This is a genomic window from Rosenbergiella nectarea, assembly GCF_900111105.1.
In the GTDB taxonomy this organism is placed as follows: Bacteria; Pseudomonadota; Gammaproteobacteria; order Enterobacterales; family Enterobacteriaceae; genus Rosenbergiella; species Rosenbergiella nectarea.
Genome location: NZ_FOGC01000010.1, coordinates 34,938 through 56,397 on the forward strand (window position 1 = coordinate 34,938; position 21,460 = coordinate 56,397).

Annotated in this window: 21 protein-coding genes; 10 read left to right on the forward strand and 11 right to left on the reverse strand. The window is 47.2% G+C overall.

Translation table 11 applies throughout. The annotated features are described in order from the left end of the window. Positions 1-16 precede the first annotated feature (16 nt). A complete protein-coding gene (gene nudE / locus BMX14_RS12190) occupies positions 17-598 on the reverse strand; it encodes an ADP compounds hydrolase NudE (RefSeq protein ID WP_092677179.1) in 582 nt (193 codons plus the stop codon). A 268-nt stretch (positions 599-866) separates the two neighbouring features. On the opposite strand from nudE, the gene BMX14_RS12195 reads away from it, so the two are divergent. From BMX14_RS12195 to pckA, 4 genes are all read left to right on the forward strand, one after another. Continuing rightward, positions 867-2,987, forward strand: coding sequence for an IgaA/UmoB family intracellular growth attenuator (locus tag BMX14_RS12195; RefSeq protein WP_092677181.1), 2,121 nt, complete (start codon positions 867-869; stop codon positions 2,985-2,987). Positions 2,988-3,044: 57 nt separating this feature from the next. Next, on the forward strand, positions 3,045-3,455 hold the full coding sequence (hslR, locus tag BMX14_RS12200) for a ribosome-associated heat shock protein Hsp15 (RefSeq protein WP_092677183.1): 411 nt from the start codon (positions 3,045-3,047) through the stop codon (positions 3,453-3,455). Between the two features lie 21 nt (positions 3,456-3,476). Then, positions 3,477-4,343 carry an Hsp33 family molecular chaperone HslO gene (gene hslO / locus BMX14_RS12205; protein WP_092677185.1) on the forward strand — a complete coding sequence of 289 codons (867 nt, stop codon included), beginning with the start codon at positions 3,477-3,479 and terminating at the stop codon, positions 4,341-4,343. Positions 4,344-4,538: 195 nt separating this feature from the next. Then, positions 4,539-6,161 (forward strand): phosphoenolpyruvate carboxykinase (ATP), encoded by a 1,623-nt coding sequence (gene pckA, locus BMX14_RS12210; RefSeq protein ID WP_092677187.1) that lies wholly within the window; start codon positions 4,539-4,541, stop codon positions 6,159-6,161. A 40-nt stretch (positions 6,162-6,201) separates the two neighbouring features. Here the strand turns inward: pckA and envZ are convergent, their stop codons facing one another. Continuing rightward, on the reverse strand, positions 6,202-7,554 hold the full coding sequence (envZ, locus tag BMX14_RS12215) for a two-component system sensor histidine kinase EnvZ (RefSeq protein WP_092677188.1): 1,353 nt from the start codon (positions 7,552-7,554) through the stop codon (positions 6,202-6,204). Further along, complete coding sequence (gene ompR, locus BMX14_RS12220) at positions 7,551-8,270, reverse strand: osmolarity response regulator transcription factor OmpR (protein ID WP_048912907.1); 720 nt, start codon at positions 8,268-8,270, stop codon at positions 7,551-7,553. The genes envZ and ompR overlap by 4 nt, the downstream gene beginning before the upstream one ends. Positions 8,271-8,431: 161 nt before the next feature. Between ompR and greB the strand changes: the two genes are divergently transcribed. Together greB and BMX14_RS12230 are read left to right on the forward strand one after the other, a co-directional pair. Continuing rightward, complete coding sequence (gene greB / locus BMX14_RS12225) at positions 8,432-8,923, forward strand: transcription elongation factor GreB (RefSeq protein ID WP_092677190.1); 492 nt, start codon at positions 8,432-8,434, stop codon at positions 8,921-8,923. A gap of 82 nt (positions 8,924-9,005) precedes the next feature. Beyond that, positions 9,006-11,315, forward strand: a complete 2,310-nt coding sequence (locus BMX14_RS12230; RefSeq protein WP_092677192.1) for a Tex family protein — start codon at positions 9,006-9,008, stop codon at positions 11,313-11,315. A gap of 38 nt (positions 11,316-11,353) precedes the next feature. Here the strand turns inward: BMX14_RS12230 and BMX14_RS12235 are convergent, their stop codons facing one another. Together BMX14_RS12235 and bioH are read right to left on the reverse strand one after the other, a co-directional pair. Then, positions 11,354-11,653 (reverse strand): putative quinol monooxygenase, encoded by a 300-nt coding sequence (locus tag BMX14_RS12235; RefSeq protein WP_092677194.1) that lies wholly within the window; start codon positions 11,651-11,653, stop codon positions 11,354-11,356. 71 nt (positions 11,654-11,724) lie between these two features. Beyond that, positions 11,725-12,486, reverse strand: a complete 762-nt coding sequence (gene bioH / locus BMX14_RS12240) for a pimeloyl-ACP methyl ester esterase BioH (RefSeq protein ID WP_092677196.1) — start codon at positions 12,484-12,486, stop codon at positions 11,725-11,727. Positions 12,487-12,547: 61 nt separating this feature from the next. Between bioH and BMX14_RS12245 the strand changes: the two genes are divergently transcribed. Both BMX14_RS12245 and nfuA read left to right on the forward strand, forming a co-directional pair. Next, positions 12,548-13,198 (forward strand): phosphoribosyltransferase family protein, encoded by a 651-nt coding sequence (locus BMX14_RS12245; RefSeq protein ID WP_092677198.1) that lies wholly within the window; start codon positions 12,548-12,550, stop codon positions 13,196-13,198. A 57-nt stretch (positions 13,199-13,255) separates the two neighbouring features. Continuing rightward, the gene (nfuA, locus tag BMX14_RS12250) at positions 13,256-13,831 is read left to right on the forward strand and encodes a Fe-S biogenesis protein NfuA (protein WP_048912912.1); all 576 of its coding nucleotides are present in this window, start codon (positions 13,256-13,258) and stop codon (positions 13,829-13,831) included. A gap of 33 nt (positions 13,832-13,864) precedes the next feature. On the opposite strand, the gene BMX14_RS12255 is transcribed toward nfuA, so the two are convergent. The 3 genes from BMX14_RS12255 to glpE are packed head-to-tail and all read right to left on the reverse strand — an operon-like array spanning position 13,865 to position 15,819. After that, positions 13,865-14,623 (reverse strand): DeoR/GlpR family transcriptional regulator, encoded by a 759-nt coding sequence (locus BMX14_RS12255; protein WP_092677200.1) that lies wholly within the window; start codon positions 14,621-14,623, stop codon positions 13,865-13,867. Between the two features lie 10 nt (positions 14,624-14,633). Beyond that, a complete protein-coding gene (gene glpG / locus BMX14_RS12260) occupies positions 14,634-15,467 on the reverse strand; it encodes a rhomboid family intramembrane serine protease GlpG (protein WP_092677202.1) in 834 nt (277 codons plus the stop codon). 28 nt (positions 15,468-15,495) lie between these two features. Next, positions 15,496-15,819, reverse strand: coding sequence for a thiosulfate sulfurtransferase GlpE (glpE, locus tag BMX14_RS12265; protein WP_092677204.1), 324 nt, complete (start codon positions 15,817-15,819; stop codon positions 15,496-15,498). A 235-nt stretch (positions 15,820-16,054) separates the two neighbouring features. Here glpE and glpD point away from each other — a divergent pair, with 235 nt between their 5' ends. After that, on the forward strand, positions 16,055-17,551 hold the full coding sequence (gene glpD, locus BMX14_RS12270) for a glycerol-3-phosphate dehydrogenase (RefSeq protein ID WP_092677206.1): 1,497 nt from the start codon (positions 16,055-16,057) through the stop codon (positions 17,549-17,551). Positions 17,552-17,595: 44 nt separating this feature from the next. Here glpD and asd read toward each other — a convergent pair whose 3' ends face one another. Further along, entirely contained in the window at positions 17,596-18,705 is a 1,110-nt protein-coding gene (gene asd, locus BMX14_RS12275; RefSeq protein ID WP_092677208.1) for an aspartate-semialdehyde dehydrogenase, read from the reverse strand. A gap of 187 nt (positions 18,706-18,892) precedes the next feature. Between asd and BMX14_RS12280 the strand changes: the two genes are divergently transcribed. After that, a complete protein-coding gene (locus tag BMX14_RS12280) occupies positions 18,893-19,486 on the forward strand; it encodes a YhgN family NAAT transporter (protein ID WP_062812267.1) in 594 nt (197 codons plus the stop codon). 35 nt (positions 19,487-19,521) lie between these two features. On the opposite strand, the gene gntU is transcribed toward BMX14_RS12280, so the two are convergent. Further along, positions 19,522-20,862 (reverse strand): gluconate transporter, encoded by a 1,341-nt coding sequence (gene gntU, locus BMX14_RS12285; protein WP_092677210.1) that lies wholly within the window; start codon positions 20,860-20,862, stop codon positions 19,522-19,524. 9 nt (positions 20,863-20,871) lie between these two features. Beyond that, positions 20,872-21,402 carry a gluconokinase gene (gene gntK, locus BMX14_RS12290; protein ID WP_092677212.1) on the reverse strand — a complete coding sequence of 177 codons (531 nt, stop codon included), beginning with the start codon at positions 21,400-21,402 and terminating at the stop codon, positions 20,872-20,874. Between the last annotated feature and the right edge of the window lie 58 nt (positions 21,403-21,460).

Genomic DNA, 21,460 nt, shown 5'->3' on the forward strand with positions numbered 1-21,460 from the left:
ACTGTGGGCTAACGGATTAGCCCACCTGTTCGCTTAAATTAGAAGCCTGTGACTGTTTTGCTAACCATTCCCGTAATAAAAACATCGCACTAATGTTCCGTGCTTCCTGGAATTGTGGGTGATTCAATAGATCGATTAGCTTAGCGACTGGCCAACGGTGGATAACTAAGGGTTCCGGTTCATCGCCCGTTAGCCATTCAGGATAGAGTTTCTCCGCGACGAGAATATGCATTCGACTCGAGAAATACGAGGGAGCCATAGTGACATGCCCTAGCGCCGTCAGTTTTTCGGCACCCATTCCCACCTCTTCCTTTAATTCTCTTACGGCCGCTTGCTTAGGGGTTTCCCCCGCGTCGATCAACCCTTTAGGAAAGCCCAACTCGTAACCTTCAATCCCAACCGCGTACTCTTCAATCATCAAGACATTTTCGCCTTCCAGCGCGAGGATCATAACCGCTTCACGACCCGCAGGCTTCATACGCTCATAAACACGTTCGACACCATTACTAAAACGAAGCTGGACAGATTGAATAGTAAACAGCCTTGAGCTCGCGACTTCTGCAATACGCAAAATTTGCGGTTTTTTTTGCGCGGACATGGTTTACCTCGTAATGATGATCAGTATACCGCTATTGAATCATAGCCAGCGAGAGGCAACCAGCCCAAATTTTGGGTCTTTACAGGTATGATTGCTTTTTGAGTGGATAATAATAAGATTATCCTGATTTATTATCGCGCTGCGTGAGAATAGATTGCTACAGGATTATGCCGATTATTTAATTCATTGCTTCGCTGATATAGGTATCATTGTACTCGTTCTCTTTTACTGGCCATGAGGCTCATCACTTCTTTGCTCTGGGTAACGCATGAGTGTTTTTATTTTCTTAATGCTTGTCATTTTGTTCTGCATACTCTTTGTATGGACGAAAATACTGCTACCCAAAAAACAACTTCGTGCACAACATCAAGAATTAAATACTCTCGACCATCGTCAGCTCACCGCAGAGGAAATGAGGCTTTGTCGTGCTTATCTAAAGCAACGTCAGCCAAAACCTACTGGGCTAATAGAACACTTATTAAACAAAGTTAACTTACCCCGTAACGCCTGCACGCTGCGTGATAAATCGGTGTATAAGCTCAATCATTCCATTACACATTACAGTTTATCTGCGAGTGTTCCAGAACGTAATCGCTATTACCTCGATGCGTTCGAAGTTCACTTACCGCCCAACGGCCAACCCTTTATCACCGCTGATAACACTATCGAACTGGTCTATACCAATTATTTACCTCTAATTGTTAGTCTCAATGGCCACCATTTACTGCACGATCTTGAGCACGCTGGCCCACAAACAAATCTGTCTGCTGTCACTGATACCTCGATTCGTAAAGAGACCAGTGAGCGGATCGCCATCCTCAATGTTCGTCGTCAAACCCACGAGGAATATACCTTAACCCACGCGAATAATATCAGTGAGGCACTGATACTCTGCTGCGCACTGTTACTGATATTTTGTAGCTTGTTGACACCGTTAAAAGTCATGCCGTGGATCTTACTCGCCAGTTTACTGATTATTTTACCCTGTTTATGGATAATGTACCGCCGCCCACCCCGTAGCCATTTACAAGAAATTAGGACAATGCGCGGCCTGCTTAAGCCTTGGGACCTTTTTGGCGAAGCCAATCCCAAACAGCAGAGCCTCTCCTTAGGGATCCTTGATCTGAATTATCCGGAACATTGGTACCCCTATATTCAACAAGATATTGGTAAAGAGACGGTGATTGAAGTTGATAGTCAGAACCGAGTCGTGCAACACGGTCCTTTACTTTCGCTCACTCAAGAAGTTAAAAAGTTTCCCTTACAAAATTGGCGTCATAATCTGACATTGGCTGCAGGATCCTTGATAATACTCATTATGACCACCAGCTGGTTACCGACTGGCGTCTCATTCAATATTGCTTTGGCGCGACTGCAAGGCGAACAGCATGTGACCGTGAACGATGTTAGGCAGCTCACGCAGCATAAATTACATGTCGGTGAAGTTATCAATATCAAAGGGACGGGAAGGTGTGTGGTTCCTCAGACTTATCAAAGCAACCGGAGCTACGATTTCTTACCTTTCGACTGTTCTGCTATCTATTGGAATAAGCAGTTATCCACTACCCTACCTTCCTCCCCGATCATAGAGCAGACTCAAGCGTTGCTGGCGACCACCTCTCAGCAGCTTGCACCCGAGAACGATTTAAAAGGGATAAACCCACAGCTTGCGTCTGCGATACAGAAATCGGGGATGATACTGCTGAATAATTTCTCAGATATTGTGCTGAAAACGGCACAGCTTTGCTCTGCCGAAGGGGATTGCCTACGCTTAAAAAGTGCTTTAGTGAATCTTGAAAATGCGAAGGACTGGCCTCTTTTGGTCGATCAAGCAAAATCAGGGAAACTCGACGGCTTAAATGTTCTGTTGCGGCCAAACAGCGCACAAAACTTAACGAACCTCGTCGAAGCAGCAACGACGACCTTTATGAGTAATGAGACCCGTAAAACAATCGAGTCGCTAAGTCACTTACCTAAGAATGGCTACCTCTTTATTAACGGACAAGGTCAGCTGTTGGTCGACCAAGAGCAGCCAGATACCTCGCTCTTCGATTTAGCGCCTGCGGCGCAATGGAGAGAGCTACAACGTATTTCCGGGCAGCTGTTAAATACTCCTTTTGCCTTATCGGGAATTATCACTTCCCTGCAACACGATAGCCAAGGAACGATACATGTTATCGTCCACCAAGAACCCAATACTCATGCTTTATGGCGTTATGTTGTTACCACGCTATTCTTAGCCTGTTTGGTCATCCTTGTTGTGGTGAACACATTCTTGGGAATTCATCGTCTACGCTCTCATTTCTCGCGTAATACGCGTATTCAAGAAGACTACAATGCCTCGATAGCGAATGCCTCGCAGCCTCTCCTTCGTCACTTTAAAGAATGATGGTTAAGGTTAAGTCTTACTGCTAAGCTTATGCTAGGTTGTCTCTAGGAGGCACATATGCAAACGACCCAGACACATCCTACTCCCGATAAAGTTAGGCTCGATAAATGGCTTTGGGCTGCGCGTTTTTATAAAACGCGAGCCGTCGCCAGACAGATGATCGAGGGAGGAAAGGTTCAGTATAATGGCCAACGGAGTAAACCCAGTAAATGGGTGGAACCCGGCGCTCAGGTACAAGTCAGACAGGGTAATGATCTGCGTACCGTCATCGTTGTATCTCTTAGCGAACATCGCCGCAGCGCACCCGAAGCACAGCAACTCTATCAGGAAACTGCAGAGAGTATTGCTAAGCGCGAATCGATCGCACAGGCACGGAAAATGAACGCATTAACGATGCCGCATCCCGACCGTCGCCCTGATAAAAAAGAGCGCCGTGATCTAATTAAATTTAAAATAACGGGCGAATAACTACGCCCTAGAGAGAAAATAATGTCCGTCCAAGATCAACTTCACCGTTACTTATTTGCTGATGCCGCCGTTCGTGGCGAATTGGTTAATGTCAGCCATACTCTACACGCTATCCTTGAGGGCCATGACTACCCTACTGCGGTTAAGAAATTGATGGCAGAGATGTTGGTCACGACAAGCTTAATGACAGCTACGCTAAAATTTGAGGGCGACATCACTGTGCAACTGCAAGGTGAAGGTCCCTTAGCAATGGCAGTGATCAACGGTAATGATAAACAAGAGTTGCGGGGCGTTGCACGAGTTCGTGGCGAGATCGACGATAATGCTACCCTCGCGCAAATGCTCGGCCAAGGTTACCTGGTTATCACCATCACCCCGGCCAAAGGTGAGCGTTACCAAGGCATTGTCGCGCTAGAAAAGCCGACTTTTGCTGAGTGTATTGAAGAGTATTTCTTGCGTTCAGAACAGCTTCCTACGAGGTTAATCATCCGAAATACGACACAAGGTGCCGCCGGTATCTTACTGCAAGTCTTACCCAGCGAGGATAAAGACAGCGAGGCGCTCAATCACCTCGCGACACTTGCCACAACGGTGAAGGAAGAAGAGCTTATAGGTTTACCGGCCAACGATGTTTTATGGCGTCTATTCCACCAAGAAGAAGTGACCGTCTATGATCCTCAGTCAGTACAATTCAAGTGCAGCTGCTCTAGACAACGCTGTGGCGAAGTTTTAAAGACCGTCTCGGTAGAAGAAATCGACGCCATTTTAGCTGAAGATGGCAAAATCGATATGCACTGCGATTATTGTGGCAGCCACTATTTATATGATGCCGTCGATGTTGCCAATATTCGTAACGACGTGCCGTTAAATAATTCCTCACTCCATTAATGAGGTAACAGGCGGGGCTTAAGCCCCGCTTACTTCGTTCAACATCCCCATGAATGTTTCTCTTTTTTAGGCAGTAATTTAACGCCGCTCACACTTTGCTCCCTCTCTGCTTTTTCGCCCGACGATTCAGGGTACACTTTTCTGACATTGACGTATTTTTGCTAAGTCACTTTTTTATCGAAGGAGTTGCGACCCATGTCAGCCACACCCCCGCTTCCCGATCTGAGTGCTATTGGGATCACTGGTTCTATCGAAATTATCCATAACCCCTCATATGAACAACTCTTCAACGAAGAGACGTCTCCAGACCTTGAAGGCTTCGAAAGAGGTGTTGTCACGCAGTCTGGTGCTGTCGCGGTCGATACAGGGATTTTTACAGGACGATCGCCAAAAGATAAATATATAGTCCGTGATGCCACCACCGAGCATACCGTATGGTGGAACGACACGAGTGCCGCCAAAAATGCTAACCAACCTCTTTCACCGCAAATATGGGACCACTTGAAAGGGCTATTATGCGAACAACTTTCAGGTAAGCGATTATTTGTTGTGGATGCCTTTTGTGGGGCTAACCCTGAAACACGGTTGAGTGTGAGATTCGTTACCGAAGTCGCTTGGCAGGCCCATTTCGTCACCAATATGTTTATCATCCCGAGCGCGGAAGAATTAGCCGTCTTTGAACCGAACTTTGTCGTCCTGAATGGCTCAAAATGCCATAACCCATCGTGGCGTGAACAGGGGCTTAACTCGGAAAACTTTGTTGCCTTCAACCTCACAGAACGCATGCAGCTTATCGGCGGGACGTGGTACGGCGGTGAGATGAAGAAGGGCATGTTTTCGGTGATGAACTACCTGTTACCGCTACAGAATATTGCGTCAATGCACTGTTCAGCCAATGTCGGTAAAGAGGGGGATGTCGCGGTATTTTTCGGTCTATCCGGTACGGGAAAAACGACGCTCTCCACGGATCCTCTACGCCAGTTGATTGGTGATGATGAGCACGGGTGGGATGACGATGGAGTTTTCAACTTCGAGGGGGGATGTTACGCAAAAACAATCAATCTCTCTGAAACCGCTGAACCTGAAATCTATAAAGCGATCCGTCGTAACGCATTACTTGAAAATGTCGTGGTTAATCCGGATGGTAGCGTTGATTTTAACGATGATAGTAAGACCGAGAACACGCGTGTTTCTTATCCGATTAATCATATCGATAATATTGTCCGTCCCATCTCGAAAGCCGGCCATGCTAAAAAAGTGATATTTTTAACGGCAGATGCTTTTGGTATTTTTCCGCCAGTGTCGAGATTGACGCCTGAACAGACTCAGTACCATTTCCTATCGGGCTTCACAGCAAAATTAGCGGGTACAGAACGTGGAGTAAAACAACCAACGCCGACCTTTTCGGCCTGTTTTGGAGCCGTTTTCCTGACGCTACACCCAACGCGTTATGCTGAAGTATTGGTTAAACGAATGCAGGCAAGTGGCGCGAAGGCTTACTTAGTGAATACGGGATGGAATGGACAAGGAAAACGTCTGTCATTAAAGGATACGCGTCGATTAATTAATGCCATTTTACATGACGAATTGGATCATGCTGAATGCCATACCCTGCCACTCTTTAATTTACAATTCCCCAAACATATCCAAGGCATCGATCCCGCGGTTCTTGATCCAAGATCGAGTTGGAATAGTGCTCTTGAGTGGGAATCGAAAGCAGAAGAGTTGGCGAAGCAGTTCATCGACCATTTTGCGCCGTACACTGATACTGATGCCGGTAAAGCTTTAGTCAGCGCAGGGCCACAACTGAACGCATAATTATCCGCTCACCCCCGGGTTAGCGGGAGTGAGCGTTGTGTTATACGCTCTCAGTTACCGCAGGCTGCTTGCTGGAAGGTAAAGGTAGCCATGCTCTAATCTTAAGACCACCCTTTTCACTGGTATCGAAACTCAGTTCTCCCTGATGTGCATCGATAATTCTCTGCACTATCGCGAGCCCTAATCCCGTGCCACTGGTCGTCCTAGCACTATCTCCTCTCACAAACGGCTGGAGAAGATGGGCGATTTGATCTTTATCGATACCTGGACCATCGTCTTCAACTTGGAACCAAGCACGATCTAGCTCACGCCCACTGCTCACTCGGATCCAGCCATTGCCATAACGGGCGGCATTCACCACCATATTAGCGACTGCCCGTTTAATCCCCAGAGGGTTAATATCCAGTAATAGCTCGTTACTCATGACTTGATTATCGATTTCACGCTCGTATCCGCTCTCAGCTGCGACGACTTCGCCTAATACGGTATTGAGATCAACCCGTTCTTTCTGTATTTCTTGGCCCGTGCGCAGATAGTCAATGAACTGCTCAATAATGGCATTACACTCTTCAATATCTTTGTTAATAGAATCGGCAAGATATTGTTCGTCTGCACCAATCATCTCTGTCGCTAAGCGAATTCGAGTAAGAGGAGTACGTAGATCGTGGCTAACACCGGCCATCAACAAGGTTCGGTCATCGGCCAACTGCTTCACACCCGAGGCCATTTGGTTGAAGGCGCGGGTCACCGAGCGGACTTCTGATGCGCCGTACTCTCTTAGCGGAGGCGGGATTTGCCCTCTACCTACCTGTAATGCTGCATGTTCAAGCGCGACCAGTGGCCGGTTTTGCATACGGATAAATAACCAAGCCCCGACGATAGCCAATAGCATGATCATCAAGGTATATCGGAATAGCGGTGAGAAATCGCCTTGATGGATTTCGGTCAGGGGGACTCTGACCCAAATATTAGGGGACAACCAGGTCTTTAACCACACCACCGGGGTTTTCTTATTCACTTCAACACGAACGTCTGTGGGACCCCCCAATTGGTGTGCCATCTGTTTGCTTAAGAATTTATAGTGTTGCGCCCAACGTAAACCACTTTCTTCCGCGGCAGAGTTGGTATAAAGAGAAATTCCTAGCTCACGGTAGATTTCCCGTCTAAAGGCCGGGGGAACCTCAAGTTGCGTGCCGTCTTCAAGCTGTAGTTTATCGGTCATAAGCATTCTCACTTCATACGCGAGAACCTTATTAAATTGCTGTAAGCTAGGTAGAATTGCAAAGTTAAGGACGACGAGATAGGTCGTCACCAAACTCACAAAGAGAAGTGAAACGATGAGTAGCAACATCCGCGCAAAAGAGCTGCGCGGAGAGAAGCGAAATTTCTTCATGCTTTACTGCCATCGGGAACAAAGACGTAACCAAGGCCCCACACCGTTTGAATATAACGGGGGTGAGCCGGATCTTCTTCAACCATTCTTCTCAGTCGTGAAATCTGTACATCGATGGAACGCTCCATCGCGCTGTACTCACGGCCCCGTGCTAAATTCATGAGCTTATCACGAGAAAGCGGCTCACGAGGATGACTGACTAATGCCTTAAGCACCGCAAATTCACCACTGGTCAGTGGCATAGGCTCGTCTTCACGGAACATCTCGCGCGTACCTAAGTTAAGCTTGAACTTACCGAAGGTGATCACCGCCTCTTCCTGAGAAGGCGCACCGGGTAGTTCATTCGCTTGACGGCGTAACACTGCACGGATGCGTGCCAGGAGTTCGCGTGGATTAAACGGCTTAGGAATATAATCGTCAGCACCGATTTCTAACCCAACAATCCTATCGACTTCTTCGCCCTTCGCCGTGACCATAATAATCGGCATTGGATTACTCTGGCTACGCAAGCGACGGCAGATGGATAGCCCATCCTCACCCGGTAACATCAAGTCGAGCACCATCAGATGGAAAGATTCACGGGTTAACAAACGGTCCATTTGTTCAGCGTTCGCTACGCTACGCACTTGGAATCCTTGCTCAGTGAGATACCTTTCAAGCAATGCCCGTAAACGCATGTCGTCATCGACAACTAAAACTTTGTAATTTTCCTGCATACTAATGACTCCCAAAGGCATTATCGCCAGCTATGCTATTTTTAAAAATAATGCTCACGGTGACAAATTTTATTGGTTTATATTCTTACTGAAATTGTTACAAAGCATATTTAACAGTATGTTAAGTAAAGATCTAACTATAGGTGATAGAGGACAATAGTGTGAAAACCCAACTTATCACTCGTGAAGGCTACAATAAGTTGAAACAAGAGCTCGACCAGCTGTGGCGAGAAGAGCGTCCAGAAGTCACAAAAAAAGTGACCTGGGCTGCCAGTTTGGGCGATCGTAGTGAAAATGCTGACTACCAATACAATAAAAAGCGTTTAAGAGAAATTGATCGCCGAGTTCGCTATCTCCGCAAGAGCCTCGAATCACTCCGTATTGTCGACTACTCACCGCAACAAGAGGGTAAAGTTTTCTTTGGTGCACAAGTGGAAATTGAAAATGATGACGGGGATACTCTCGCCTTTCGAATAGTGGGTTACGACGAGATATTTGGTCGTAATGACTATATCTCGATCGACTCACCAATGGCTAGAGCCTTACTGAAAAAAGAGGTCGGCGATAGCGCGACCGTCCAGACACCCTCAGGTCCCGCCGTATGGTACGTCAATAATATCAGTTATCTCTGCACACCTCAGGAAAATCCTTAATCTGAACGCCCAGACTGGAAATTCACGGAGCATCGCCGTATAACTGTCAGAAAATTTACCTCCTTATAAGCTACGAGTCACAATGAAAAAGTCGCTAAGTCAGATCATTGCCAACGAATTGCAGGTCCGCATCGAACAAGTAGATGCCACGATACAACTCTATGACGAAGGTAACACTGTTCCTTTTATTGCCCGCTACCGTAAGGAAGTGACTGGAGGCTTGGACGACACCCAACTTCGTCAATTAGAAACACGTTTGACTTACCTACGGGAACTTGATGAGCGTCGGCAAACCATTCTTAACTCCATTTCAGAGCAAGGCAAATTAACCGACGAACTCGCCCAGTCGATTGACGCCGTATTAAGTAAGACTGAACTCGAAGATCTTTATCTACCTTATAAGCCTAAGCGCCGTACGCGCGGGCAGATCGCGATTGAAGCAGGTCTGGAACCGTTAGCTGATAAATTGTGGGCATCCCCTCAACTCGATCCGGAAGCGACTGCCGCAGAATTTGTTAATGCCGATAACGGTATCGCCGATACGCGTGGCGCCTTAGATGGTGCTCGCTATATCCTGATGGAAAGATTTGCGGAAGATGCCTCATTGCTAGCAAAAGTCCGGCAGTATCTCTGGAAAAATGCTCACCTAGTCTCCAAAGTCGTCGCAGGAAAAGAGACCGAAGGCGCGAAGTTTCGCGATTATTTCGACCATCACGAACTCTTGGCGACAACGCCTTCTCACCGAGCACTCGCCATGCTGCGCGGACGCAACGAAGGTATTCTACAACTTTCGCTGAACCCAGATCCTCATAGTGAAGAGACGCCAAAAGAAAGCTTCGGTGAAACGTTAATTAGCGAACACCTTAACGTGCGTATCGCCAATGCACCCAGTGATACTTGGCGGAAGTCAGTCATTAGTTGGACATGGAAAATCAAAGTGCTGCTGCACTTAGAAACCGAACTGATGGGCTCGCTACGTGAACAGGCGGAACTTGAAGCCATCGATGTCTTCGCGCGTAATCTTAACGCACTGTTGATGGCCGCCCCCGCGGGCATGCGTGCCACGATGGGTCTGGATCCCGGATTACGTACCGGCGTAAAAGTGGCTGTAGTAGACGCTACCGGTAAATTAGTCGCGACCGATACTGTCTATCCTCATACCGGTCAAGCAGCTAAAGCTGCCACGGCAGTCGCTATGCTTTGCCAGCGACATAACGTTGAGTTGGTGGCGATTGGTAACGGCACGGCTTCACGGGAGACTGAGCGCTTTTTTATTGAACTCAAAAAACAGTTCCCCGGCGTTACCGCCGAAAAGGTGATTGTTAGCGAAGCTGGCGCATCCGTCTATTCCGCTTCTGAACTTGCGGCATTAGAGTTTCCAACTCTCGATGTGTCGTTACGAGGCGCAGTCTCTATCGCACGAAGACTGCAGGATCCTCTAGCTGAACTGGTAAAAATTGATCCTAAATCGATCGGGGTCGGCCAATATCAACATGATGTGAGCCAGACGCAATTAGCCAAAAAACTCGATACCGTTGTTGAAGATTGTGTGAACGCCGTGGGGGTCGACCTTAATACCGCCTCCGTACCGCTATTGACGCGTGTTGCCGGCTTAAGCCGTATGATTGCGCAGAATATCGTGCAATGGCGCGACAACAACGGCCGTTTCATGAACCGGCAACAACTTCTCAAAGTGACTCGTCTTGGTCCCAAAGCTTTTGAGCAGTGTGCCGGGTTTTTACGTATCAACCAAGGGGATAATCCTCTCGATGCTTCGACGGTTCACCCTGAAGCTTATCCTGTGGTCGAGCGGATCATCGCACAGACTCAAGAGCAACTCGCTTCACTAATGGGAAATAGCACGGCTATTCGTGCCTTATCCGCTTCTCAGTTCACTGATGAACGGTTTGGCCTACCAACCGTTACCGACATTCTCAAAGAACTTGAGAAGCCTGGTCGCGATCCTCGTCCAGAGTTTAAGACGGCTACCTTCGCCGAAGGTATCGAAACGATGGATGACCTTACCCCTGGCTTAATTCTAGAGGGAACAGTCACCAACGTGACCAATTTCGGAGCCTTTGTCGATATTGGTGTACACCAAGATGGCTTGGTCCACATTTCTTCATTAGCCAACCGTTTTGTCAGCGACCCACACGAAGTGATTAAAACCGGCGAAATCGTCAAAGTGAAGGTACTGGAAGTCGATCTGGCGAGAAAACGCATCGCGCTAACCATGCGCCTTGATGAACAGCCGGGTGAGACGCAATCGCGGCGTAGCGTAGCCCCTGAAAAAGCTAACCCTAAGCAAGCTCGCCAGCCTTCACGTCAAGCCTCGACGCAAGGCAATAGCGCGATGGGCGATGCACTCGCGGCGGCGTTCAAGAAAAAGTAGTCTTCTATCAATCCTGCCCGAGGGCAGGATTGATACGGTTATAACTGTCCGAGCGTTTTCGTTACCACGACTTCAAGTTCTGCTAATCCATCGATCTCGGCAAGAAGCTTTTTGAACGGTGGTTGCTGCATGTGTGTATCCAACGCTTCCTGACTGCTCCAGCACTCCAGCATGATATAACGCCGTGGTTGCTGAATATCCTGAGTCAGTACGTAGGATTGACAACCTGCCTCGGCTTGCACTGCTTGCTCTGCTGCCTTGAGCGCACGCTCAACAACGGTTTCATTCCCAGGCTTTGCTGTAACATAGGCAATAACGTTAATTAAGGGTTGCATCATTTCTTCCTCATTGTGACTTAATTACCTGGTTACTATAAGACAGTATCCACTAACACTAGTGGGCGATAATGCTAATGCGTAAAGTTAATAATCGCCTCGCAGAATTCCTCTGGATGTGAAATGAACGGTGCATGCGCGGCGTGTTCAATCACTATCGATTGACTGGCTGGCCATAACTTATCGAGTAGCGGAATACTTTTACGAGGGACTAAGCTATCTAAGGCACCGTAAATTCGTAGGGTCGGCGCAGCTATCTTAGAAAGTTTTTCGCGTAAATCATCGTGTTGTAAAATATTGAGTCCCTGATTAAGCACCGCTAATGAGGCTTGAGGCTGATTAATGATCGCCTGCTTAAGCGTTTTGGTATTCAATGAGGCATTCGCGGTCCCCAAACTTTGTAAGGCAATAAACCGCTCAATAGTCCGGCGGAAATCGGTCGCTAATTGTGTTTGAAAGTTATCTAAAACCTGTGGTGTGATCCCCGGCCACTGCGCTCTTTCGCTGAAACAGGGAGAAGAGGCAACAAAAATAAGTTGCTTAACCTGCTCTTTAAAGTCGATGGCTAGTTGTGCCGCGACTAGCCCCCCCAGGGACCAACCGAGTACGATACTTTGTGAGGGAATATGTGGCGCGATATGGCTGGCCAGCGCACCAAGATTTAAGGCGTCATAAGGTTGACTTCGACCATAGCCTGGAAGATCGATCAGGGTAATCGAAAAATGAGGGCTGAGTGGCGTTAAAATGAAATCCCACACTTGGGAGTTCAATCCCCATCCGTGGAGTAGCACAAGTGATTGATCGCCTTGTCCATAGTGTTGTGTAAATAGGGTCATAGTCTCTGTTCTCTTGGAGGTATAGCCTATGTTAACAATCAAAAGCAGGTGTTGGATATGTATGCTGCCCGTTTGGCAAGCATCGGTGGGGATTTGCTCCTGGTGCGAACAGAAATTATTGCTCGACCAACCGCGTTGCTTAAGCTGCGCTTTACCAACTGATGCCGTAAGCATCACCTGCAGCGCCTGCCAACAATCCCCCTTTTCGTGGCAAGGTACGATTACGGCGGCCAATTACCTTCCCCCTCTCAGTAAACTTCTTCACCAGTTCAAGTTTTCATCACAGACCGCACTTGCCGCCATGCTTTCGAGATTAATTTTGCTAAACTATTTACACTACCGACGGCATTACCAGTGGCAGAAACCTGATGTCGTTGTCGCCGTTCCCTTACATCCTAAGCGTTATCAACAACGGGGCTTTAACCAAAGCGATCTTCTCGCGAGGCCTCTCGCTCGCTGGCTCGCTTGCCAATATTGGCCCAATGCCATACGTTGTACGAAATTAACTTCGGCGCAACACACTCTCGATAGGGCGAGCCGTCAACATAACCTTGATCGAGTGTATGACGTTACTACCACTCTCTATGGCAAACATGTTGCGCTCGTGGATGATGTGCTGACGACAGGTGCAACGGCTCGAGAAATCGTTAGGCTTTTGCAGCAACAGCAAGCCGCTAGCGTGCAAGTGTGGTGCTTGTGCCGTACCTTGTAGAGTAGCAATGATGCGCGTAAGATGACTTTTAACATAGATAACATTGAGCGATGTCTTATGATTCATATAACCGATACAGCCCAACAACATTTTGCGAAATTGCTCACCAAGCAAGAGCCAGGGACTCAGATCCGTGTCTTCGTCATTAATCCCGGTACGCCTACCGCGGAATGTGGGGTGTCGTACTGCCCGCCAGATGCTGTTGAAAGCACCGATACGGAATTAAAATACGAATTTCTCACCGCTTATGTCGATGAGTTAAGCGCACCGTATCTGGATGAAGCAGAGATTGATTTCGTCACAGATAATCTGGGTTCCCAACTTACCTTGAAAGCGCCTAACGCTAAGATGCGTAAAGTATCTGACGATGCACCATTGATTGAGCGTGTCGAATATCAATTACAGGCCCAAATCAACCCACAACTCGCAAGCCACGGCGGAAAAGTCTCTCTTATGGAGATAACACCAGAAGGCTACGCTATCTTGCAATTTGGCGGCGGATGTAATGGCTGTTCAATGGTCGATGTCACCCTGAAAGAAGGGATTGAGAAAGAGCTTCTAGCAACCTTCCCTGAGCTGAAAGGCGTACGAGATTTGACCGAACACCAGCGTGGCGAGCACTCCTATTATTAAGCGATGATCCTGCCCGGATGTCGGGCAGGATCATTAACATATCTCAAGCTTGACCGCATGTTGAGACAGTAGATGCAAAATAGGATCCGGCGGTAATTTGTCGGTAAAGAGTGAATCTAACATCTCCATTCCCCCTAAACTTACCATCGCTTTACGCCCAAACTTTGAACCATCAGTCACCAACATGACGCAACGTGAGTTCTCAATAATCGCCCGTTTGGTCCGTACTTCGTGGTAGTCGAATTCTAGCATCGTACCGGCTTCATCAATTCCGCTGATACCAATCACGCCAAAATCGAGTCGAAATTGCGAGATAAAATCCATCGTCGCTTCGCCAATAATTCCACCATCGCGGGCACGTAATGTCCCCCCGGCAATAATGACGCGAAAGTCTGTCTTCGCCATCATCAATTGGGCAACATTGAGGTTATTGGTCACAATTTGTAGATTGTGGTGGCCCATTAGAGCGTGAGCCACAGCTTCTGGAGTGGTACCGATATCGATAAAAAGGGTCGAGCCGTCTGGAATTTGCTGAGCGACTTTCGCTGCAATACGCGTTTTCGCACTTGAGTGCATCATCTTACGATCATGCCAATCCGTATTTTCGGCACTGGAAGGCAGCGCCGCGCCACCATGATGGCGCTGAATAAGGTTTTGCTCAGCTAAATCATTAAGATCGCGGCGGATAGTTTGAGGAGTGACTGAAAAAAATTCAACTAACTCCTCAGTACTCACATATCCCTGGCGCTTCACGAGTTCCACAATAGCATCATGTCTCTGCGTCTGTTTCATTAAACGTCCTTCACTTACGCTTTTTCAGCGCCACTTGGCTATCGACAAAAGCCATCGCCAGCCCAATGACGAGTCCAACAATATAGGCCATATTACTCATTGGGTTACCAAAGACCCCGTAGTAACCCGCCACTAACCACAGCAGAGCAAATACGATCAGACCACGTTCTAGATAGATGCCACTGTCAGGGTCACGTTCACCCCTTAACCAGCTGTACCCCATTAAGGCATAAACGACTCCAGAGAGGCCACCAAACCAAATACCGCTGAACTTAGCTTGCATCCAACCGGACAATAACGCTGAGATAACCGTAATCACAAACAACTTACCGCTACCCAAACGCTTCTCAATCACGCCTCCTAAGTACCACCACCACATCAAATTAAACATAATTTGTAGTAGGCTGAAATGGATAAATATGTGGCTGATCCAGCGCCAAACTTGAAGCCCTTGCTCATTATTGGCAGGCCAGCTCAGCCAGTAGAAAATAGGCTGTTCTCCAATAAACATCAGTAATAAGTAGGTAATGACGACTAAAGCCATGACTGTCAGCGTCAGCGGCCCCGCGCGATCTTTAATATTTCGCCATAATTCTGCTTTAGGATAGCCAAGCCGAGTACCTGCTCGACCACTCTGCCAACTTGCGGCAAGGTAACGCGGGTTGGAAGGGTCGCGAATAAATTGCTGTAATGCAGCGTTAACGTCATCCAGTTTTTGCTCGTCGTCGAGGAATAAGACGTAATTCTGCTGCTGTTCTATATGTAATTTAATACCTTGCGTAGCCATGTAATCAACAAAAGCATAGGCCATACGCGGGTTTGTAAATTCGGTGACTCGAAGCATATCGTCCTCAATACCTAGTATAATGGGATTAAATCTCTTTAATCACTTGATCCGGGAAACGTGCATACCATGCATCAAACCCGCCATCCACACTATAAACTTGGTCAAATCCTTGGTTAATCAAATATTGTGCCGCACCTTTGCTGCTATTGCCGTGATAACAGAGCACCAGCACCGGTTGGTCATAGTCACTGTCTTCGACAAACTGATTCAACGAACCGTTCGTAAGATGAAATGCTCCGCGAATATGGGCTTTTTCAAAACTTTGCGGATCACGAATATCAACCAGACGCGCCCCTTCTTGTAAGTATTTTTCTGCGGCCAGTACATCAATGCATTCGTAAGTATCCATAACTGTTCTCAAAATTATTGCAGGTTCCTTATATTGTACCTCTAATTATATTGTACCTCTAATTTCGTCTCGGTTAACCCTTTCCACGACGCTATTCCGCCTACGCCCACCTTAAATGTTATTTCTATCACGCTAATATGTTTTTTTACGGTTAAATATTGGCAAATATGTTTGGTTTCGATTACTATATTTTCGAAAACGAACATTATTGACAGCCAATAAGCGAGGAGTGCACGTGGAAACCAAAGACCTGATTGTGATCGGAGGCGGTATTAATGGGGCTGGCATCGCGGTCGATGCAGCGGGCCGCGGATTATCTGTATTGCTGCTCGAAGCAAAAGACTTTGCCTGCGCAACCTCCTCTGCAAGTTCGAAACTTATTCACGGTGGCTTACGCTACTTAGAGCATTACGAGTTCCGCTTAGTGAGTGAAGCGTTAGCGGAACGCGAGGTGTTATTAAAAATGGCCCCTCAACTCGCCTTCCCTATGCGCTTCCGCCTACCCCATCAGCCCCATCTTCGTCCCGCGTGGATGATCCGTGTTGGCTTATTTATGTATGACCACTTGGGTAAACGTACAAGCTTACCCGCCAGTAAAAGTCTAAAATTTGGCACACAATCAGCGCTGAAACCCGATATTACGAAAGGCTTCGAATACTCGGATTGCTGGGTCGATGATGCGCGTATGGTCGTCGTCAATGCCCAAGAGATGGTCGAAAAAGGTGGCGAAGTCCGTACCCGCACAAAGGTAACCCGTGCATGGCGTGAAAAGGGTTTGTGGCAGGTTGAGGCTGAAAATGTTGATACCGGCGAGGTGTTACGTTGGCAAGCAAAAGGCCTAGTCAATGCGGCAGGACCATGGGTTAAAGATATCTTCGATAATCAATTAGCGATCAAATCGCCTTATGGTATCCGACTCATTAAAGGAAGCCATATCGTTGTGCCTAAAGTCCACGACGAGAAGCAAGCTTATATCCTTCAGAACGAAGATAACCGTATTGTTTTTATCATTCCGTGGATGGATGAATTCTCAATCATCGGCACGACCGATGTGGAATATAAAGGTGATCCACTGGCCGTTAAGATCGATGAGAAAGAAACCGCGTATCTGCTCAAAGTATATAACCAATACTTTAAACGCCAATTAAGTACCGAAGATATTATCTGGAGCTATTCTGGCGTACGTCCATTATGTGATGACGAATCAGATTCGCCTCAAGCGATAACGCGTGACTACACCTTGGATGTGCATGACGAGCAAGGCAGTGCCCCACTACTCTCAGTATTTGGTGGAAAGCTGACGACTTACCGTAAATTGGCTGAGCATGCTTTAGAGAAGTTAGCGAAATACTATCCCAATATTGGGCCAGCGTGGACCAAAGAGTGTGTATTGCCAGGTGGCCACTTTACGGGGACCCGTGAAGCGTTTACGCAAAACCTTCGCAAGCGCTATCCTTTTATCAGTACAGAAATGTCTCGTCACTATGCACGTACCTACGGCAGCGATACGGATAAGCTACTTGAAGGTATCACCAACATTGAACAACTGGGTCATCACTTCGGTCACGATTTTTACGAACGAGAGCTTCGTTATCTCGTCGATAACGAATGGGTATGTACGGCTGAAGACGCTCTATGGCGTAGAACAAAACAAGGTATGTGGCTTTCACCGGAGCAACAAGAGGATGTGTCCCGTTGGTTAGCACAGCATCTCTCTTCATCCGTCGCCTAACAATCTGTTCGATATAAAAAAACCGGGCTAGCCCGGTTTTTTTATTAGCCTACCAGTTGACGTAACATTCTTCTTAGCGGCTCTGCAGCGCCCCACAGCAGCTGATCACCTACGGTGAAGGCTGACAGATATTCAGGCCCCATATTTAATTTACGAAGGCGCCCGACGGGTGTCGTAAGGGTACCTGTCACCGCAGCAGGTGTCAGTTCGCGCATTGTCAGCTCACGATCGTTAGGGATGACTTTAACCCAAGGGTTATGTGCCCCAAGCATTTGCTCAATATCAGCCAACGGAATATCTTGCTTCAATTTAAGCGTGAAAGCTTGGCTGTGGCAGCGTAATGCTCCCACTCGCACACATAATCCATCAACCGGGATAATCTGCTGGGTCGCCAAAATCTTGTTAGTTTCGGCTTGCCCTTTCCACTCTTCTTTACTTTGGCCACTCGGTAATTGCTTATCAATCCACGGAATAAGGCTTCCCGCCAGCGGTACGCCAAAGTTATCCGTTGGTAAGGTGCCCGAGCGGGTAAAATCGGTGACACTGCGTTCTATATCTAAGATAGCCGAGGCGGGATCCTGTAATGACGTTGCCACGTGATCATGGAGCATACCCATTTGCGTCAGTAACTCACGCATATGACGCGCACCGCCGCCCGATGCAGCCTGATAGGTGGCCACAGAAGCCCATTCAACGAGATTTTGTGAGAACAGTCCACCCAATGACATCAACATTAAACTGACGGTACAGTTTCCACCCACAAAGGTTTTGACGCCACGATTGATCCCATCGGTAATGACTTTTTGGTTTACCGGATCAAGGATGATGATCGCATCGTCCGCCATCCGAAGCGTTGAGGCTGCATCAATCCAATAGCCTTGCCATCCCGCTTGACGTAAACGTGGATAAACGTCGCTGGTGTAATCCCCACCTTGGCAGGTAACTATAATATCGAGGCTCGCTAATGCATCAATATCATACGCGTCCTGTAAGGTCCCTTGGCTGTGCCCGGCAAAGACAGGCGCTGGCTGGCCGTGCTGTGAAGTCGAAAAAAAGACTGGATTAATGACAGAGAAGTCATTTTCTTCATTCATACGCGACATTAGCACGGAACCCACCATGCCACGCCACCCGATAAACCCTACATTTTTCATGATGTGCCTGCTGTAATGATAAATATGCTGCATACCGATAATCGGATATGTCTGCACTCCCACCGATGGGAATGATACTATCAAACTCTACAAAAACTGGAGGTACTAGCAAGTGAAAAAAATCGATATTGCTCGATTAATTTATCATTTGGCTAATACTCGCCGCCTGGAAGGACGACGATAAGTCATGACTGAACTTTTTTCTGCCGCAGTATTGCTGGTTTTGATTATGGACCCGCTAGGTAACCTACCGATTTTTATGTCGGTGTTAAAGCATATTGATCCTAAGCGTAGACGGGTGATCATTATTCGTGAGCTGCTGATTGCCCTGGTGATAATGCTACTCTTTTTATTCACCGGCGAAAAAATGTTGGCCTTCTTGAATTTACGGGCGGAAACGGTCTCCATCTCGGGTGGGATTATTTTATTTTTGATCGCGATAAAAATGATATTTCCTTCGCCGGAGTCTACGACTTCGGGTTTGCCGGCCGGTGAAGAGCCTTTCTTAGTTCCTTTGGCCATCCCCCTATTAGCCGGTCCTTCGCTACTCGCAACCTTAATGCTGATGTCACATCAGTATCCTGGCGATATGGGGATGTTAATCATCGCGCTATCCATCGCATGGGGGATTACTGCTGCAATTCTAATGATGTCAGGGCTATTTCTAAGGCTGTTGGGGTCAAAAGGCGTGAATGCACTTGAGCGATTGATGGGACTGATTCTAATAATGATTGCAACACAGATGTTTTTAGATGGGATTCGAGCCTATTTAAAACTCTAGTAAAAAAAGGGTCGATATGTCGACCCTTTTTTTTATTAGGACAGTAATTCAAAGGCGATCATACCAATAATCCCCCCCGTGACGCCGAGGATAGTTTCCATCATTGTCCAGGTTTTGAGGGTTTCTACCTCAGTCGCCCCCGTAAAACGTCCATATAACCAGAAGCCCGCATCATTGACGTGACTGACAATAATTGACCCTCCCCCGATACAAATTGAAAGCGCCGCCAGCTGAGCGCCACTGTAATGCAACGGTTCAATCACGGGCATGATCAGTCCCACAGCGGTCAGACATGCTACCGTCGCCGAACCTTGAATAATACGGACCACGCCGGCCAGAATGAAACAAGAGAGTGCGACGGGTAGCCCTAAGCCTATTAAGGAGTGACCCAACGCTGGACCGACACCTGAATCGACTAGGACTTGTTTGAAAACGCCTCCCGCACCGATAACCAGTAAAATAATTCCTGCAGGTTGTAACGCTTCACCACAAATTGCCATTACTCGAGACTTATCCATTCCTTGACGATAAGCCAAACCATAGATAGTGATTAATACGGCAATAAGAATCGCGATAAAAGGATGGCCAATAAATTCAAAGCATTCGTAGAGGCGGCTTCCCTTATCGATAAAATTAGCCGCAATCGTTTTTAAACCAACCAAAATTAACGGGAAAAGGATCAGTGATAAACTGAATCCAAAAGAGGGCAATTTATCTTTCGCGACTTCAGGAAAGCTATCCGCTGCTGGAGAAGCAAATTGTACGCGTTTCGCAATAAAGTTACCGAAGAGAGGACCCGCGATAAGCATTCCAGGAATGGCTGCACAGAGGCCTAGTAAGATCATCCAGCCAAAATCCGCATGCATCTGCGAAGCGAGTAGCATCGGCGCAGGTCCTGGCAACACGAATGCCGCTGCCGCGGCAACACCCGCAAACAAAGGGATTACCAGCTTCACCATATTGTCTTGAGTACGACGCGCGACCGCAAAAGCAATACTGATTAATAATACGATCGCTACTTCAAAAAATAAGGGTAATGCGCAGATGAAGCCTGCTGCCCCCATTGCAAAGTGGGAACGCTTTTCACCAAAGGTTTTCAACATCCGTATCGCTATTTGGTCAACTGCGCCGGTTTCATGCAAAATCTTACCGAACATCGCGCCGAGTGCGACCACTACGGCCAGGAAGCCTAGAGTACCTCCCATCCCTTTTTGCATGGTGTCAGTAATTTTATCCAGTGGCATCCCTGAAAAAATACCGGCACCGACAGAAACGAGCATTAACGCGACAAAAGCATGCATCCGCGCTTTCATGACTAAAAATAGAAGCAGAATGACAGAGCCTGCTGCCGTTAAAACGAGTGTTGCCGTGCTCATGAATCAACCTTATTGGATATTGTTTTTAATCGTTTCAACTGTCTCAGCAATGACATCATCGAGTGAATGGCTAATATCAACGACTAAAACATCAGATTCTGAACCATTAGGTTCTTCCAAGGTATCGAATTGAGTCACTAACATGTTTGTTTTAAAGAAGTGACCTTTACGTACTTTAAGGCGCTGTTCAATGGTCTCGAAGTCACCCTTTAAATAGATAAACTTAAGATTTTTGATACCGTCACGCAGAATATCTCGATAACTTTTCTTTAAGGATGAGCAGACGATGATGGACACCTTTTGCGTGCGCTGCATGGCAAACGCAGCATCGTTAATGGCCTGTAGCCAAGGGGCTCGGTCTTGATCATTCAGTGGCTGACCTTCTGCCATTTTTAGAATATTAGAACGAGGGTGTAAGAAATCACCGTCTAGAAAAGCAGTTTGCAGCTTTTGTGAGACTTGATTAGCAACAACTGATTTTCCGCTACCTGAGACACCCATCAGGACAAACACATAATGCTGAGAAGAGGCTTCTGTCATAACTGCTCCAACCTTAGTCATTCACAATGTTACCGATAACAATTTAATAACTATTGTT

Coding starts and splice junctions, on each gene's coding strand:
- nudE (WP_092677179.1), bottom strand. CDS start 598: ATGTCCGCGCAAAAAAAACCGCAAATTTTGCGTATTGCAGAAGTCGCG.
- hslR (WP_092677183.1), top strand. CDS start 3,045: ATGCAAACGACCCAGACACATCCTACTCCCGATAAAGTTAGGCTCGAT.
- glpE (WP_092677204.1), bottom strand. CDS start 15,819: ATGGATACTTACGAATGCATTGATGTACTGGCCGCAGAAAAATACTTA.
- BMX14_RS12195 (WP_092677181.1), top strand. CDS start 867: ATGAGTGTTTTTATTTTCTTAATGCTTGTCATTTTGTTCTGCATACTC.
- BMX14_RS12255 (WP_092677200.1), bottom strand. CDS start 14,623: ATGAAACAGACGCAGAGACATGATGCTATTGTGGAACTCGTGAAGCGC.
- gntK (WP_092677212.1), bottom strand. CDS start 21,402: ATGACAGAAGCCTCTTCTCAGCATTATGTGTTTGTCCTGATGGGTGTC.
- nfuA (WP_048912912.1), top strand. CDS start 13,256: ATGATTCATATAACCGATACAGCCCAACAACATTTTGCGAAATTGCTC.
- BMX14_RS12230 (WP_092677192.1), top strand. CDS start 9,006: ATGAAAAAGTCGCTAAGTCAGATCATTGCCAACGAATTGCAGGTCCGC.
- glpG (WP_092677202.1), bottom strand. CDS start 15,467: ATGCTTCGAGTCACCGAATTTACAAACCCGCGTATGGCCTATGCTTTT.
- BMX14_RS12235 (WP_092677194.1), bottom strand. CDS start 11,653: ATGATGCAACCCTTAATTAACGTTATTGCCTATGTTACAGCAAAGCCT.
- pckA (WP_092677187.1), top strand. CDS start 4,539: ATGTCAGCCACACCCCCGCTTCCCGATCTGAGTGCTATTGGGATCACT.
- envZ (WP_092677188.1), bottom strand. CDS start 7,554: ATGAAGAAATTTCGCTTCTCTCCGCGCAGCTCTTTTGCGCGGATGTTG.
- ompR (WP_048912907.1), bottom strand. CDS start 8,270: ATGCAGGAAAATTACAAAGTTTTAGTTGTCGATGACGACATGCGTTTA.
- BMX14_RS12245 (WP_092677198.1), top strand. CDS start 12,548: ATGCTGCCCGTTTGGCAAGCATCGGTGGGGATTTGCTCCTGGTGCGAA.
- bioH (WP_092677196.1), bottom strand. CDS start 12,486: ATGACCCTATTTACACAACACTATGGACAAGGCGATCAATCACTTGTG.
- asd (WP_092677208.1), bottom strand. CDS start 18,705: ATGAAAAATGTAGGGTTTATCGGGTGGCGTGGCATGGTGGGTTCCGTG.
- gntU (WP_092677210.1), bottom strand. CDS start 20,862: ATGAGCACGGCAACACTCGTTTTAACGGCAGCAGGCTCTGTCATTCTG.
- hslO (WP_092677185.1), top strand. CDS start 3,477: ATGTCCGTCCAAGATCAACTTCACCGTTACTTATTTGCTGATGCCGCC.
- BMX14_RS12280 (WP_062812267.1), top strand. CDS start 18,893: ATGACTGAACTTTTTTCTGCCGCAGTATTGCTGGTTTTGATTATGGAC.